The sequence below is a fragment of the Thermostichus sp. MS-CIW-15 genome (assembly GCF_054060575.1).
In genome coordinates this window covers 101,303-116,568 of sequence record NZ_JBSSDI010000004.1, presented here as the reverse complement: position 1 = coordinate 116,568, position 15,266 = coordinate 101,303, and the positions used below count along the sequence as shown (strand labels likewise).

14 protein-coding genes are annotated in these 15,266 nt (G+C 60.2%); 10 read left to right on the top strand and 4 right to left on the bottom strand.

Annotated features, from left to right (window positions below; all coding sequences use genetic code 11):
- Positions 1-41 precede the first annotated feature (41 nt).
- Together ACVW0R_RS02650 and ACVW0R_RS02645 are read left to right on the top strand one after the other, a co-directional pair.
- A complete protein-coding gene (locus ACVW0R_RS02650) occupies positions 42-860 on the top strand; it encodes a pseudouridine synthase (RefSeq protein ID WP_011429664.1) in 819 nt (272 codons plus the stop codon).
- Between the two features lie 64 nt (positions 861-924).
- Positions 925-1,800, top strand: coding sequence for a helix-turn-helix domain-containing protein (locus ACVW0R_RS02645; protein WP_457501596.1), 876 nt, complete (start codon positions 925-927; stop codon positions 1,798-1,800).
- A gap of 22 nt (positions 1,801-1,822) precedes the next feature.
- On the opposite strand, the gene ACVW0R_RS02640 is transcribed toward ACVW0R_RS02645, so the two are convergent.
- The 3 genes from ACVW0R_RS02640 to trxA all read right to left on the bottom strand — a co-directional run bounded on the left by ACVW0R_RS02640 (position 1,823) and on the right by trxA (position 4,068).
- Positions 1,823-2,503 carry a phosphoribosylanthranilate isomerase gene (locus ACVW0R_RS02640; protein WP_011429662.1) on the bottom strand — a complete coding sequence of 227 codons (681 nt, stop codon included), beginning with the start codon at positions 2,501-2,503 and terminating at the stop codon, positions 1,823-1,825.
- A gap of 22 nt (positions 2,504-2,525) precedes the next feature.
- A complete protein-coding gene (locus ACVW0R_RS02635) occupies positions 2,526-3,596 on the bottom strand; it encodes an LOG family protein (RefSeq protein ID WP_011429661.1) in 1,071 nt (356 codons plus the stop codon).
- A gap of 130 nt (positions 3,597-3,726) precedes the next feature.
- Positions 3,727-4,068, bottom strand: a complete 342-nt coding sequence (trxA, locus tag ACVW0R_RS02630; protein ID WP_011429660.1) for a thioredoxin — start codon at positions 4,066-4,068, stop codon at positions 3,727-3,729.
- A gap of 190 nt (positions 4,069-4,258) precedes the next feature.
- Between trxA and sixA the strand changes: the two genes are divergently transcribed.
- The 6 genes from sixA to ACVW0R_RS02600 all read left to right on the top strand — a co-directional run bounded on the left by sixA (position 4,259) and on the right by ACVW0R_RS02600 (position 10,583).
- Positions 4,259-4,822 (top strand): phosphohistidine phosphatase SixA, encoded by a 564-nt coding sequence (gene sixA / locus ACVW0R_RS02625; RefSeq protein ID WP_083759151.1) that lies wholly within the window; start codon positions 4,259-4,261, stop codon positions 4,820-4,822.
- 230 nt (positions 4,823-5,052) lie between these two features.
- A complete protein-coding gene (locus tag ACVW0R_RS02620; RefSeq protein ID WP_457501595.1) occupies positions 5,053-6,246 on the top strand; it encodes an RNA-guided endonuclease InsQ/TnpB family protein in 1,194 nt (397 codons plus the stop codon).
- Between the two features lie 31 nt (positions 6,247-6,277).
- Positions 6,278-6,403 carry a hypothetical protein gene (locus ACVW0R_RS02615; protein ID WP_011429657.1) on the top strand — a complete coding sequence of 42 codons (126 nt, stop codon included), beginning with the start codon at positions 6,278-6,280 and terminating at the stop codon, positions 6,401-6,403.
- Between the two features lie 156 nt (positions 6,404-6,559).
- Positions 6,560-9,067 (top strand): DUF3656 domain-containing U32 family peptidase, encoded by a 2,508-nt coding sequence (locus ACVW0R_RS02610; RefSeq protein ID WP_457501594.1) that lies wholly within the window; start codon positions 6,560-6,562, stop codon positions 9,065-9,067.
- A 9-nt stretch (positions 9,068-9,076) separates the two neighbouring features.
- Positions 9,077-9,787: a polysaccharide deacetylase family protein gene (locus ACVW0R_RS02605; RefSeq protein ID WP_457501593.1), complete on the top strand. Its 711-nt coding sequence runs from the start codon at positions 9,077-9,079 to the stop codon at positions 9,785-9,787.
- A 37-nt stretch (positions 9,788-9,824) separates the two neighbouring features.
- A complete protein-coding gene (locus ACVW0R_RS02600; RefSeq protein ID WP_457501592.1) occupies positions 9,825-10,583 on the top strand; it encodes a PspA/IM30 family protein in 759 nt (252 codons plus the stop codon).
- Positions 10,584-10,665: 82 nt separating this feature from the next.
- Here the strand turns inward: ACVW0R_RS02600 and secA are convergent, their stop codons facing one another.
- Entirely contained in the window at positions 10,666-13,530 is a 2,865-nt protein-coding gene (secA, locus tag ACVW0R_RS02595; RefSeq protein ID WP_457501591.1) for a preprotein translocase subunit SecA, read from the bottom strand.
- Positions 13,531-13,722: 192 nt separating this feature from the next.
- On the opposite strand from secA, the gene ACVW0R_RS02590 reads away from it, so the two are divergent.
- Both ACVW0R_RS02590 and purU read left to right on the top strand, forming a co-directional pair.
- Positions 13,723-14,070 carry a TatA/E family twin arginine-targeting protein translocase gene (locus ACVW0R_RS02590; RefSeq protein ID WP_099884193.1) on the top strand — a complete coding sequence of 116 codons (348 nt, stop codon included), beginning with the start codon at positions 13,723-13,725 and terminating at the stop codon, positions 14,068-14,070.
- A 318-nt stretch (positions 14,071-14,388) separates the two neighbouring features.
- Positions 14,389-15,237 (top strand): formyltetrahydrofolate deformylase, encoded by an 849-nt coding sequence (gene purU, locus ACVW0R_RS02585; RefSeq protein WP_099812366.1) that lies wholly within the window; start codon positions 14,389-14,391, stop codon positions 15,235-15,237.
- The last annotated feature ends 29 nt before the right edge of the window (positions 15,238-15,266 follow it).

Sequence of the window (15,266 nt, the reverse complement as noted above, 5' to 3'; positions counted from 1 at the left end):
CCCCGTTCTCCGATCGCTGTTTCTCTTGTGACCCCATGCCTATGGCGACACCCCAACGGCTCCAGAAGCTCTTGGCTCAACAGGGGCTGGCCTCCCGTCGCCAGGTGGAAGCCTGGATCCTGGCCGGGCGCATTCGGGTGAACGGGAAGGTGGTCACCGAGCTGGGCTTTAAAGCCGATCCCGAACGGGATCGCGTCGAGGTGGATGGACGGGTGATCCCTTTCGGGGATCCAGCCCGCTACGTTTTGCTCCTGCACAAGCCCCTGGGGGTTTTGTCAACCTGCAAGGATCCGTGGGGGCGCAAGACGGTGCTGGATCTGCTTCCCCCGCCCTGGAACCGGCAGATCCGCCTTTATCCCGTGGGCCGACTGGATGCAGACAGCAGTGGGGCGCTGCTGCTCACCAACGATGGCGACCTGACGCTGAAGCTGACCCATCCGCGCTATCATCTGCCCAAAATCTATCGGGTGCAGGTACAGGGGCGTCCGAGCCGGGCTACCCTGCAACAGTGGCGAGACGGAGTAAACTTAGAGGGGTACACCACTCTGCCGGCAGAGGTGGAGTTCTGCCCTGCTCCCAACTTTGGGTATAGGCAGGATGCCAATTCCTCGTGGCTGAGGGTGGTTTTGTTTGAGGGGCGCAACCGGCAAATTCGGCGCGTAGCGGAGCAGCTGGGGCATCCGGTGCTCAGGCTGCATCGGGAAGCAATCGGCCCGCTGCACCTCGGAAACCTAAAGGCAGGTCAGTTCCGCCTATTGGAGCCCCAAGAGGTTCAGGCTCTGCTAGCCCCTCTTGCCGGTACCGACAGCTTGGCTCTGTTCAGAAGCGCCTCTTTGCACTCTTTCCGTCCCTCTTCATAATTAGCTGTGGGAACTGTGCGCACAATCTCACACTAGCCTCCTCTCTTCCGCAGGTAGCCGAACGATGCAAGAGTCGGAACGCTCTAAGGACTCGGTCCCGCTAACGCGATTGGAAGCCCTGGGATCCCTGTTTCGGCAAACACGAGAGGCACGGGGGCTGACGTTGACAGATGTAGCCAACGATACATTCATCCGCTCCCAATATCTGCAGGCCCTGGAGGAAGCAGACTTGAGTCGGCTGCCGGAGCCGGTTTACGTGCAAGGCTTCATTAAGCGCTATGCCAACTATCTGGGGCTGGATGGCGAGGCTTTATCTCGGCAAGCTTTGCCACTCCTATCTGCCAAAACGCCCCATGCGCTCCCTCCTCTTACTGCTGTTGGCGAACAGCCGGCCTTTGCCCTGCGCCCCTTTCACCTTTGGGCCGCCTATGTGGTGCTGGTCGTGCTGGCGGTGGGAGGGCTGTCGGCTCTTTTGGACGGCACGGGCAACCCCTTTGGGCATTGGCTGGCCAGCCTACAAAGCGGCGAGGGATCCCAGTCGCAGCCGCGAGCAGCTGACTCCCCTGGGCGCAGCCCAGAACCGACCCTTCGCCAGATGTTTCCCACACTGGATCAGTGGACGCGCATCCAGGGGGTTTTCCCCGACGTGTTGGAGGCCCCGCCGCGCAAGCCGGTGCGCCTTGATATTCGCGTGGTAGAGCGTCCCTCCTGGCTACGAGTGATTGCCGATGGACAAACCGTTTTTGAGGCCACCCTGCAGCCGGGGGCGGAGCTGAACTGGGAAGCCGAGCGATCGATTGTGCTGCGCGCCGGCAATGCCGGCGGGGTGTTGGTGACCTTCAACGACCGCGATCTGGGAGTGATGGGAAGGTTTGGAGAGGTGAAAGAGCTGATGTTTGGGCCGGGGCTAGACATTCAATCCTTCCAATCCTTGCAATAGGGATCCGGCTCGGACGGAGGGGCTAAAGGCCTTGATTGGGTTGAGGTAGGGCAGAAGCGATTTGCCACCCTTGGGATTCCAACTGCTGCAGCAGACGCCAGACTTTGTGCAGATCTTTGTCGCCCGGCTGGCGTTCCACACCGCTGGAGAGATCAATGCCGCTGGGCTGGAGGTGGCTGAGGGCCTGCAGAACATTGTCTGGGGTGAGGCCACCGGCCAGGAGCCAGGGCAAGGGCAGAGAGCGGTGGGCCAACTCTGGCCAGTTGAGGGTTTGCCCAGTGCCACCCGCACGCTGGGGGTGATAGGCGTCCAGAAGCAGAGCCTCCACACAGTCGCCGTAGAGGTGGGCTGCCTCCAGATCTGCCAGGTGGCGAATGCGCAGGGCCTTAATGCGGCGAATGCCAGGGAGCCATTCTCCCAGTTGCCGGCACTCTTCTGGCGATTCCCGGCCGTGGAGCTGAACAGCCGTGAGGCCGCCCACTTCCACCCAGGTGGCAATGGTACGGGGATCCGGATCCACAAAGACCCCCACCTTTTCCACATGGCGGGGTAGGGAGGCAAGCCAGCGGGCCTGGGAGAGAGGCAAATAGCGCGGCGTGTTGGGCACTGCGATAAACCCAAGAGCGCTCACCCCCAGCGCGGCGATAGCCTCCGCTTGATCCTGGCGGGTGATGCCGCAGATTTTGACAAACAACCGGCCCATTGGGATCCCTTCCGACAATCCCCTACTTTTGGTCGGGGCGCATTTGCAGACGATCCGGCTGTGCTGGATGAAGCGTGTTGATCCGGCGCACCATTTGCCACAGCCGTCCAAAGTTACGCTGGTTAAAGTGCATCACCAGCCGCGGCAGATGGGCAATCTCTTCCTCTGCTTCTTCCGGCAAAGCCTCGGTTTGCTCGATCCGGCCCGAGTCGAGAATGTCGGCAAACTCTTCGTTTAAGATATCCAGAGCCTGGGGCGAGAGCTTGGCATTCAAGCGCAAAACCAGCAGTTCCCGCACATAGCGATTGCTGTGAAAGATGCGATAAAAATCTAGGATCTGCTGGCAGGCGTCCCCTACATCGTCGGTTAAGGTGTATAAGAAGAGATCTTCCGGGCTGATCAGGCCGCGGCTGAGTAGATGCTCCCGCACATATTCATCCCATTCTTTCCAGTAGCAACCGCCCTTCTTGTCCACCAGCACCAAGGGCATGAGCTTGGTTTTGCCGGTTTGCATCAAGGTCAGACATTCAAAAGCCTCATCCTGCGTACCAAAGCCACCGGGGAAAAGCACCAGCGCATCGGTTTCTTTGACAAAAAAGAGCTTGCGTGAAAAGAAATACTTAAAGTTAATTACCCGATCGCTGGCGGCAATCACAGGATTGGCCATCTGCTCGAAGGGAAGCTGGATATTCAGCCCAAATGAGTTTTCCAGCCCTGCGCCCCGATTGCCGGCTTCCATAATCCCACCGCCGCCCCCCGTCAGCACCATGAACCCTCGCTGGCTGATGCAGTGGGCGAACAACTGTGCCTGGCGGTATTCCGGGCTGTCCGGCCCTACCCGTGCCGACCCAAAAACTGTTACCTTGCGCTGATGGACATAGTTCTGGAAGGCCGCAAAGCCCTGCTCCAGATCCTCAAGCGTGGCCGCTAGGATCTTAGCGTCCAGGCGGCTGAGATTCAGAGATCCCATCCGCTGCAGCGACTGCAAAACGCGCAGCCAAGCCGTCCGGTTGGGGTGATGCTCCAACTGCTTCAGACGAGTCTCGGCGTTGGAGAAAATTTCCTGGAGAAGAGAAGAAAGGGAATCAGCCAAGCCAGAATCCAGAGTTCTCTGTCATTACTTTACTGCAATAGGCTATCGACGCTAAATGCTACTTAGGCTTTACCCCCGGATCCAAACATAGCGCTCTGAAGCGTTGAGGGCCGCTCCTCCTGCTAGGACCTTAGCTCTCGGCAGGCGTGTCGAAGTGCTTCTCCAGAATTGTCGTTAGAGTTGCCTTGGGCACAGCGCCGACTACCACATCGACCTTCTGGCCTCCCTTGAAGAGCATCAAAGTGGGAATGCTGCGAATGCCATACTGGCTGGCAGTTTGGGGATTCTCGTCTGTATTAATTTTCACAACCTTAACCTTGCCGGCATACTGCTCGGCTATCTCCTGAACCACAGGAGCCACCATCCGGCATGGGCCACACCAGGGCGCCCAGAAATCCACTAAGACCGGAATATCGCTACGCAGCACCTCTGCCTCAAAGGTAGCATCAGCGACGTCTATTGCTGCAGACATGCTTGGAGAACTCCTGAAACAGTACATACCTGTCACTTCAAGCAATTCTATCACAACTTTCTGGGCTTTTGTTTTAGGCCGCAGCAGGCGCCTGCAATTTTCTGCCGGAGGGTCAGGCTGAACAGGCGAGCTTTTTCCAAGCCGAGCGGGGTATTCTGGACTGAAGGAGTGAGAAAGCGTGCAAGGGCCGATGACATTTGAGCTCGGGCCAGAGGGAAGCAATCAGGCTGAAGCCGAGAAGCGGGCTTCCGTCCAGGAAGTGGCTGTGGATTTTATTCGCCACGGCATAGCCGAAGAAGCGCAAGCGGGAGTGGAGGACGCTTTTCGCGCCTTGACCGATGAGGGACGCAAGCGCTGCCGCAAAATTGCCCGCCAACTCAAGGATATGGGCTGGAAGTGGGATCTCCTGCTCACCAGTCCCCTTGTGAGGGCGCGGCAGACGGCGGAGATTTTTTTCGACGAGAACTTGGCCGAAGCTCTAGAAGTGTTTGAGCCGCTGGCCCCGGACGGCAGCTTCGCCGACCTGGTGCGCTGGCAGGCGGAGCGGGATCCCTTCACGTCTCTGGCCTTGGTCGGCCACCAGCCGGATCTGAGCCTGTGGATACAGGCGGCTATTGGCCTGCAGCCGGCCAATCCCCAGGCCATTACCCTCAAAAAGGCAGGCTTGGCCCAGGTGCGCTTTGCAGAAGGCCGTATCGACTATTGCCAGGGATCCCTGACGTTGTTGCTTTCTCCCAAAGTGATATTGCGCTGACTCTGCCCCCCTGATGTAGCTGTGCGAACGTGGCAGCTAGCGTTAACTTTTGTTAAGGTGGTACAAACACCCAGGCGTAGGGAGCATTTCACGATGGCTAAGATCTTCACCCCTGAATTCAACCAGTTTGAGACCATCAACGCCACTCAGCTAGAAATCGCAGGAGCCCCGCACTGTACCCGTAGGGTCAGTGTCGGGAGGAATGCGCTTTGATGAAGTACAATGAACTTATGAGCCAAGTCCTGACCATATCCTGCAAGCTCAAGGTGTCCCCGTCGCAAGCCGCCAAATTGGACGCGACGATGGAGGCTTTTGGCCAAGCCTTGAACTGGGTCAACCAAAACACACCCGAGAAAGTCGCCAACGCCGTTAAGCTCCAGTCTCTGTGCTACCGCGAAATCCGGGCCCGGTTCGGCTTGTCCAGTAACTTGGCTCAACAGGTGTGCAGACGGGTGGCAGGCGCTCGCAAAGTGGCGAGACAGCGCAACCGTCCGGTTAAAGAGTTCAAGCGTAGGTTCGTTACCTACGACGCACGTATCTTTTCATTCCGCGAGAAAGACTGGACGGTGTCGCTGACCACGGTTGAAGGGAGAGAACGCTTTGAGCTAGCCATTGGTAACTACCAGAGGGGAATGCTGGCTGGTTCTAACCCAAAAGCTGCCACCCTAGTCCAGCGGAAGGATGGCTCCTACTACATCCAGATTTGCGTAGAGAAAAAGCCACCCAAGCAACAAGATACCGACAAGGTGATCGGGGTGGACTTGGGGAGGACAGATATTGCCCATACGTCAGAGGGGGACAACTGGAATGGACAGCAGTTGAACAAAGTCCGAGACCACTACTCCCGGTTGAGGGCGGTACTCCAACGCAAAGCCAGTAAGGGCACCCGCAGTTCGCGGCGCAGATGCAGAGAACTGTTGCAACGGCTGTCTGGCAAGGAGAGGCGCTTTCAGGCGTGGGTCAATCATCGCATCTCTAAAGCTATTGTCTCTAGGGCAAAGGCTACCAACAGCGCTATCGCCCTGGAAGACCTGACAGGGATCCGGGAAAGAGTCAATCAACAACCCCGCAGCAAAACCGAAAGGCGCAGGGCCAACAGTTGGGCGTTCTACCAGCTACGCCAGTTTCTGGAATACAAGGCGAGAGTTGCAGGGGTTTCTCTGGTTCTTGTGCCGCCTGCCTACACGTCGCAGACCTGTCACAAATGTTTACACATCCATCCCGATCCTGCGCAATCCTACCGCAGTGGCAAGTCGTTCAAGTGTGGGCACTGTGGATGGGAAGGGGATGCGGATTTGAATGGTGCGAATGTGATTGCGCTTTTGGGGGCTGTCGTAAACCAGCCTAGAGGTTCGGGCCTGTTTTGTTCTCTGGTAGAGCAGAACAGGCTCAGGGCTACTGAAAGCCCGCTCCGTACCGCTTAGCGGTCGGAGCCGGGTAGTTTACGCGTGGTCTTTGTTTTTTACCATCAGCGCCTCCGACCGGCTCCTGGGGGAAGACCCGGCTGTTGGCCGCTACATTACGCTGGCCCTGTTCAGTGCCATTCTCACCGGGATCCTGAATGTGCTGCTAGCGCTGTAGTTGGCGGACGGTCTGAGGCTTTCTGAGACCTCGGTCTTTTGCGTTGTCAAGGGCCCGCCGGCAGTAGGGCTTGGCCTGAGGCAAGGGGGATCCTGCTCTCAGGTTTTTTGCTTTTGAATGGGAGAGGATCCCTTGTTTTTTCTCAGGGTTCTTCTCATGAGCGCTTCGATAAGTTCCCTCAAAACCGAACGTCTGGCGGCGGCCTTGCCCGCCGAGCTGCCGCTGCTGCTTGCGCCAGCGGGGGATTGGGAGTGTGCAAAGGCGGCGGTGGAAAACGGAGCCGATGCCATCTATTTCGGGCTGGAACGGTTCAACGCTCGCCTGCGCGCCCGCAACTTCACCGAAGCGGATTTGCCGGAGCTGATGGCCTGGCTGCACCGGCGCGGGGTGCGGGGCTACGTAACTTTAAATACCTTGGTCTTTCCCGAGGAGCTGGAGGAGGCGGAACGGTACATCCGCGCGATGACAGCAGCGGGAGTAGACGCGGTCATTGTGCAGGATGTCGGCATTGCCCGCCTGGTTCGGCATCTTTCTCCCGATTTCCCCATCCACGCCTCGACGCAGATGACTGTCACCAGCGGCGTGGGAGCTGAGTTTGCCGCCGAGCTGGGCTGCGAGGTGGTGGTGCTGGCGCGGGAGTGTTCCCTCAAGGAAATAGCCAAGATCCGCGCCCATCTGGAAGAGAGGGGATCCCCAATTGCTCTGGAGGTGTTTGTCCATGGGGCCCTCTGCGTGGCCTACTCCGGGCAATGTCTGACCAGCGAAGCCCTGGGAGGACGCTCGGCCAACCGTGGAGAATGCGCCCAGGCCTGTCGCCTGCCCTATGAGCTGGTGGTGGACGGGATCCGGCGCGACTTGGGCGAGAAGCGGTATTTGCTCAGCCCCCAGGATCTGGCCGGGCTGGAGGTGCTGCCGGAGCTGGTCAAGCTGGGGATCCACTGTTTGAAAATTGAAGGCCGCCTGAAATCGCCGGAATATGTAGCTAATGTAACGCGCATCTATCGGCGGGCCTTGGACGCTCTGGGGGCAGGGCAGGCGTGGCAGCCCTCAGCCCAGGAATGGTATGAGCTGGAGATGAGCTTTTCCCGCGGCTTGTCCACCGGCTGGCTGCGGGGCATCAACAACCAGGAGCTGGTACACGCCCGTTTTGGCAAAAAGCGGGGGGTTTACCTGGGGCAGGTGCTGAAGATCGAAGGGGATCAGGTGGGGGTGCGCCTAGAAGCCCCCCTCAAGCCGGGGGATGGGGTGGTCTTTGACCAGGGAGAGCCGGAGCTGCCCGAGCAAGGAGGGCGGGTTTACTGCGTGCAGGAGAGGCAGGGGTTGGCCTGGCTCGGCTTTGCCCGGGGGGCCGTTGACTGCAAACGCCTGCGGGTGGGGGATCGCCTCTGGAAGACCAGCGACCCGGAGCTAGAAAAGCGCCTGCGCCAGAGCTATGCCGGGGATCAGCCTCGCTTTCAACGCCCCATCCACCTGGAAGTGCACGGCCAGGCTGGACTGCCACTGACCCTGATCCTACGGGACGAAGAGGGCCACGTGGTGCAGGTGGATTCCCCACTGCCTTTGCAACCCGCTCGCCAGCAGCCCCTCACCGACGAGAAGCTGCGGCAGCAACTGGGCCGCCTAGGGGGCACGCCCTTCCGGCTGGGATCCCTGCACAACGCCCTGGAGGGAGAGGTGATGCTGCCGGTCAGCGTCCTCAACCAGATGCGGCGCCAGGCGGTGGAGCAGTTGCAAGCGCTGCGGGCCCGGCCCCGCCGCTGGCAGCTCAATCCTGAAGCCCGCTGGCAAGACCTGCTGCCGCCCCAGGAGCAAGCCGAGCTGGGATCGCCCCAGCTAGTGGTGTTGGTGCGGGAGCCAGCCCAGTTGTCGGCGGCAATTGCCTGTGGCATCCGGCAGATCTACCTGGAGTTTGAGGATCCCCGTCGCTACCGAGAAGTTATCCGCGCTACCAAAGCTGCTCACCCTGAGGTGGAGCTGTGGGCGGCCCCACCCCGCATCACCAAGCCGGGAGAGACCTGGATTTTAAAACAAGTGTTGGCGGCAGGAGCCGATGGCTACCTGGTGCGCAACTACGACCACCTGCGCTTTTTTGCCAACCAGCGCTGCATTGGCGATTTTTCCTTGAACGTGGCCAATCCCCTCGCCGCCCATTACTTGAAAACCCGCTACCGCCTGGAGCGCCTGACCGCCTCCTATGACCTCAACCACGAGCAACTGGGATCCCTGCTGGAGGCCGGCCCCGCCCACTGGTACGAGGTTACCATCCACCAGCACATGCCCATGTTCCACATGGAGCACTGCGTCTTCTGCGCCTTTCTCTCCAGCGGCACGGATTACACCAACTGTGGTCGCCCCTGCGAAAAGCACGAAGTAAGGCTGAGGGACAGGGCCAATGTGGAGCACATTTTGAAAGCCGATGCTGGCTGCTGCAACACCCTCTACAATGGCAAAGCCCAAACTGGGGCAGAATATGTGTCGCAGCTCCTGGCGCTGGGGTTGCGATATCTGCGCATTGAGTTCTTGCAGGAGTCTGCCGAGCAGGTTCAGCAAACCCTACGCTGCTATCAACAGCTCCTCCAGGGCCAGATGAGTGGCTCTCAACTGTGGCGGGAGCTAAAGCTGTACAGCCAGTTGGGGGTAACAAGGGGCTCTCTGGAAAGTTGAGGTCAATCTATGCCCTTTTGGCCGCCGCAGATCCTCCCCTCTGCCCTCTACCCCCTTCTGCAGCAGGGCCTCAAGACCCTTTTTCCTGAGGCTCTCTGGGACTTACCGCCAGATCCTCAGAAGCGACAGGTGGCCCTTACCTTTGACGATGGCCCTCACCCTGAATACACGCCGACCCTGTTGCAAGTTTTACAGGAGTTTCAGGTACCAGCCACCTTCTTTGTGTTGGGGGAACGGGTGCAGCGCTGGCCTCACCTGGTGCGGCAAATTCGCCAACAGGGCCACGAGATTGGCCTGCACGGCTGGCAGCACCGCTCCTTTACCCAGCTCAGCCGCAGCGAATTGCATAGCGGCTTGCGGCGCAGCCAAGCCGCCCTGGTGGCTGCCTGCGGCGGGATCCCAGAAGAATATCGGGCTGTGCGCCCGCCCAACGGCTTGTTTTGGCCGCAAACGCTGGTGGATCTGCGCCGCTGGGGATTCTTCCCGGTGATGTGGAGCGTGGTGCCCGAAGATTGGCTGGAACCGCCGGTGGCAGTAGTGGTGGAGCGAGTGCTGGCCCAGGTGCGGCCCGGCTCCCTCATCGTGCTCCTTGATGGTGTCCAGGGGGGAGCCCAAGTAGCCGAGGTAACGCGCCAGTTGATCCCGGCCTTGAGAGAAGAGGGGTTTGACTTTGCCGGCCTGCCGGATCCCGCAGACCTTCCCAGTTGCGGAAAAGATTGAATACAGTAGGAGTCAGCCATCGACAAGGAGGCAAGCCATGGGCGCGCGCAAGATCATCTACGGCATTTTTGGGCAGCGGGCCGGCAGCGTTATTGTCGGCACTTGGAACTGGCTGTGGGGGATCCCAGTGGACAAGGGCGGCACAGGGGCGGTGATGGTGGCAGAAGAATCGCTGCGGGCCATGCAAGAAACGGTGCAACGCCTCACCGAAGCCGTCGCCACCCAGGTGGCCGCCTACCAGCGCGCCGAACAGAAATACATGCAAAAGGTGCGCGAGTACCAGGCCCTGGAGAACAAAGCCCGCCTGGCCGCCCAACGGGGGGATCAAGAAGCCGCTCGCCTAGCTATGGCCGAAGCCCTGCGCATTGAGGCCGCTCTTGGCCCGCTCAAGGAACGAGTGGAAACTGCTGAGCGCTATGTCAAGGCTGCCAAGGAAAAGCTGGCCCGGGAAAAAGAGCGTCTGGCCCTCTACAAGCGCGAGCTAAGCAACCTCAAAGACATCTACGAGGTGAACAAAGCCCTTGAACAGATGACCCGCGTTAACAACGCCTATAGCATTGACTCGGCCAAGTCCCAATTTGAGGCGGCCAAGAACGCCATCCAGGCTCGCCAGCTCAAGGTCCACGCCCTCAGCGAGCTCTCCGAGGATCGCAGCGAGCAACTTGCCGCCCAGCTTGACGAAATGGCCCTCGACGACGAGGTCTCCCGCCGCCTGGCCATGCTCACCGGCCAAGGAGGCGGCTCGGCCAATCTGCCCTTGCCGGATCTGGATTTCGAGAAGCGGCTTCCCCAATAGTGGGGATCCCTTCTGGCTATTGCTCCGCCTTGTCGGGGCTTTTCCTTACGCTGAGGTGTCGTTCCCAGGAGATAGGGTAAACCTAGTCCTCGGCGAAATCGGCCTCCACCACCCCACCGGTCTCGGGGCTGGCAGCCACTGCCTGCGCCGGGACGGCTTGTGCCACCTGTGGCACTTGCACGAGCTGGGGCGTGAAAACGAACAGGTTGTAGACCGTGTTGCGGCGGATGTTGTCCATCATCTCCAGGAACAGCTCGTAGCCCTCGTTCTTGTATTCGATGAGGGGATCCCGCTGGCCATAACCCCGTAGGCCCACCGCTTCCCGCAAGGCCTCCATCTGCTGCAGGTGCTCCCGCCAGAGGGTGTCCACCTGCTGCAACAGGAAAAAGCGCTCCGCCTTCCGCATCAAGCCGGGCTCGAACGTATCCAAGAAAGCCTCTTTGGCCTCGTAGGCCAGCTCCGCCTGCTTGATCAGGTGGTCTAGGATTTCCTGATAGGAGAGATCCCGCAAGTCGTCGGCCTTGAGGTTCTCTTTGAGCAGGGGCACAAACTCCTGCATCTTGGCGGTCAGCTTGTCGATTTCCCACTCTTCCGGCGGCAGCTCCGGGTTGACGTGGGCCCGCACGATCTCTTCAACGGTCTTGCGCATGTAGTCGAGGATCTTGGGTTTGAGGTTCTCCCCTTCCAGGATGCGCCGCCGCTCCGAGTAGATGGCCCGCCGCTGGTTGTTCATTACCTCGTCGTACTCGAACACCTGTTTGCGCAGGTCAAAGTAATACACTTCCACCTTGCGCTGCGCGTTCTCCAGGCTGCTGGAAAGCAGCGGGTGCTCGATGGGCATGTCTTCGTCTACCCGGAACATGTCCATCAGCTTGGCCACCCGCTCGCCACCGAAGATCTTGAGCAGGTTGTCTTCTAGGCTGAGGAAAAAGCGCGAGGAGCCAGGGTCTCCTTGCCGTCCGGCGCGGCCCCGCAACTGGTTGTCGATGCGGCGGGACTCGTGGCGCTCCGTGCCGATGACATGCAAGCCCCCCAGCCGCACCACCTCCTCGTGTTCGGCCTCTGTGACCTTTTCGTACTCGGCCTTGATGCTGTTGTAGACCTCCCGCAGTTGCAAGATCAGAGGATCCTGCACCGGCGCCTTCTCCGAGGCCACCGCGATGAGATCTTCCACCACCAGCTCCGGCAGACGGTTCAACCCGTACTTGGCCACTGCGGCTGCCACCACCTCGTCCAAAGCCTGGCTGGTGCGGGCCGACAGCTCACAGGGGTAAAAGTTGGGAGAGACCACCGTCCAGGATTTTTTCGGCTTGGGCGAGGTTCCGCCAAACCCTTGCCCACCGCCCCGTCCCACCATGGGAACGGATCCCAGGGGGTTGTCGGCGTCCAGTTGGGCCAGCTTGGGCATCAGCCGTTCCCGCAGCTTGAGGCGGGCCATGTACTCCGCATTGCCGCCCAAAATAATATCCGTGCCCCGCCCGGCCATGTTGGTAGCAATGGTTACAGCACCTTTGCGTCCTGCCTGGGCGATGATTTCCGCCTCCCGTTCCACGTTCTCCGGTTTGGCGTTGAGGAGGTTGTGGGGGATCCCCATTTCCTTGAGCATGGCCGAGAGGCGTTCGGATTTCTCCACGCTGGTGGTTCCCACCAAAACAGGGCGCCCCTGGGCGTGCATGTGGGCAATCTCCTCGGCGACCGCTTTCCACTTGGCGTTTTCGGTCTTGTACACCAAATCGGGGGCATCTTTGCGGCGAATGGGCCGGTTGGTGGGGATCACCGTGACTTCTAGGTTGTAGGTTTTGCTGAACTCGGCTTCCTCGGTGCGGGCAGTGCCTGTCATGCCGGAGAGCTTGGGGTAGAGCAGGAAGAGGTTTTGGTAGGTGATGGTGGCCAGGGTTTGGCTCTCGTTTTGAATCGGCACCCCCTCCTTGGCCTCCACCGCCTGGTGCAGCCCGTCCGACCAGCGGCGACCGGGGAGCACCCGCCCGGTGAACTCGTCCACGATCACCACCTCTTGGTTGCGGACGATGTAGTGGACATCCCGGATGAAGAGCTCCTTGGCCTTCACTGCATTAAAGACAAAGTGCGCCCAGGGATCCTTGGGATCGAACAGGTCGGAGACCCCCAGCAGCCGCTCCGCCGCCTCAAACCCTTCGTCGGTGAGGATGACGTTGCGGGCTTTTTCGTCCACCTCGTAGTGCTCGTCCCGGATCAGCTCCCGCGCCACCTGAGCCGCCTTGAGGTATTTTTCGGAGGGGCGGGCCATCTGGCCGGAGATGATCAGGGGAGTGCGGGCCTCGTCGATGAGGATGGAGTCCACCTCGTCGATGATGCAGTAGTTAAAGGGCCGCTGCATCACCTCTTTGATGTCGGTGGCCATGTTGTCCCGCAGGTAGTCGAAGCCCAGCTCGCTGTTGGTGCAGTAGGTGATGTCGCAGTGGTAGCTGCGCCGCTTCTCGTCGGTGGACATGCCCTCTTGCACCAGGCCGACGGTCAGGCCCAGGAAGCGGTGCACCTGCCCCATCCACTCCGAGTCCCGCCGGGCCAAGTAGCCGTTGACAGTAACGATGTGAACCCCTTTCCCGGTCAGGCCATTGAGATAGGCAGGCAAGGTGGCGACCAGGGTTTTCCCTTCGCCAGTTTTCATCTCGGCAATCTGGCCCTCGTGCAGCACCATGCCGCCAATGAGCTGCACATCGTAGTGGCGCAAGTTGAGAACCCGCTTGGCCGCTTCCCGCACCACTGCAAAAGCCTCGGGCAGGAGATCGTCGAGGGACTCCCCTCTATCCAAGCGCTGGCGAAACTCGGTGGTCTTGGCCCTGAGCTCCGCATCCGAAAGGGAGGCGATCTCAATCTCCAGCGAGTTGATCAGCTTGACAACAGGCAGGTACTTGCGGATCTTGCGATCGTTGGGATCCCCAAGGAGCTTCTGGAGAATTTGGAGCATGGGCAAGCCTAGGCCAATCATTAAAGTAGCGATATAGCGCAATTTTACCATTCCAATTGGCTTGGCCGGCCAGCCCAGCCAAGACGGCAACAGCCCTTTGCCAAGAAAGCCCCAAGCCCTGGAGGGGGGAAAGTGCTTGCGGCCAAGGGCAAGAAGATGTCAGGCTAGGGAAGCGAAGGGATCCCAGGGCTTATGAACTTTCTAGGCGTTGGACTGCCGGAAATGCTGGTTATCTTTGCGGTGGCCCTCTTGGTGTTTGGGCCGCGCAAGCTGCCGGAGATTGGCCGTGCCCTAGCCAAAACCTTGCGCAGCTTGCAGGATGCCGCCAGAGAGTTTGAGGCCCAGTTAACCCAGGAAGCCGAGGAGCTGGAAAAGGCCGCCCGCACAGCCGCTCCCAAGGGCGCCAAAACAGCAGCTCCAGCCCCAACCCAAACCAACTCGACCGGCACAGCCGACCCGTCCACAAAGCCGGCTGCCGAAGCAGAGCCTGTGGCCGCCGCATCCCCGTCCGAGGGCTCGTCAACGGCGGATGCTGCCTAGTCTATGCCCCGCTGCAACCTGCTCTGTTTCGGCATGGAGATCACGCACCTGTTCGTTTTGCTCCGGCGGAGGTAGCAGCCGGGCTGCGGCAACACGGCCAAAACCCCTCCGACTCCGAGATCTCACCAGGAGCTGCCCCCTGCCGGCTCCTCGGCGACGATGGGGATTCGCATCGACCTCAGGCGTTGGGATGGTCGGCCGGTGGATCCCTGGTTGTTGCAGGAGATCAACCGACAGGACTGAAACCCCTTGGCCAGGGGTGCTTGCTCGGAGACCGATCCAGGCCCTAGGGTAAAGGGGCGAGCTCTTTGCGCCTCTATGCCCACGGCCACCCTGTTGGTCTCTTGCCCCGATCAAAAAGGGCTGGTAGCCAAGCTCTCTAACTTTATCTACAGTTACGGCGGCAACATTCTTCACGCCGACCACCACACAGATCTCGAGGCAGGGCTGTTCCTGAGCCGCATCGAGTGGGACCTAGAGGGCTTTCGCTTGGAACGCTCGGAGATTGTCCCCGCTTTCTCTGGGATTGCCCGCGGGATCCAGGCCAACTGGGAGCTGCATTTTTCCGACACGCGCCGGCGCATTGCGGTGTGGGTTAGCAAGCAGCCCCACTGTCTGCTGGATCTCATCTGGCGGCAGAGGGCTGGGGAGCTGCTGGCGGAGATTCCTTTGATCATCAGCAACCATCCCGATTTGGAGCCGCTGGCCCGCTCTTTTGGCATTGACTACTACCACATCCCTGTTTCTCCGGAGAACAAGGCCGAGGCAGAGGCCCGCCAGCTCGCCCTGTTGCAGGAATATCGCATTGACCTGGTGGTCTTGGCCAAGTACATGCAGGTCTTGAGCGGGTGGCTGCTCCGCCAGGCGCCCCCGGTGATCAACATTCACCACTCTACGCTGCCTGCTTTTGCCGGCGCCAACCCCTACCAGCGTGCCCACCAGCGGGGCGTCAAGATCATCGGCGCCACCGCCCACTACGCCACCGAGGAGCTGGACGAAGGGCCGATCATCGAGCAGGACGTGGTGCGGGTAAGTCACCGCGACACAGTAGCCGACCTCATTCGCAAGGGCCGCGACATGGAGCGCCTAGTCCTGGCCCGGGCCGTGCGCTATCACCTGGAAAATCGCGTGCTGGTCTACCACAACAAGACTGTGGTGTTCGCTTGAAGGAGCTGCGCCGTTCCCCAGGATTGCAG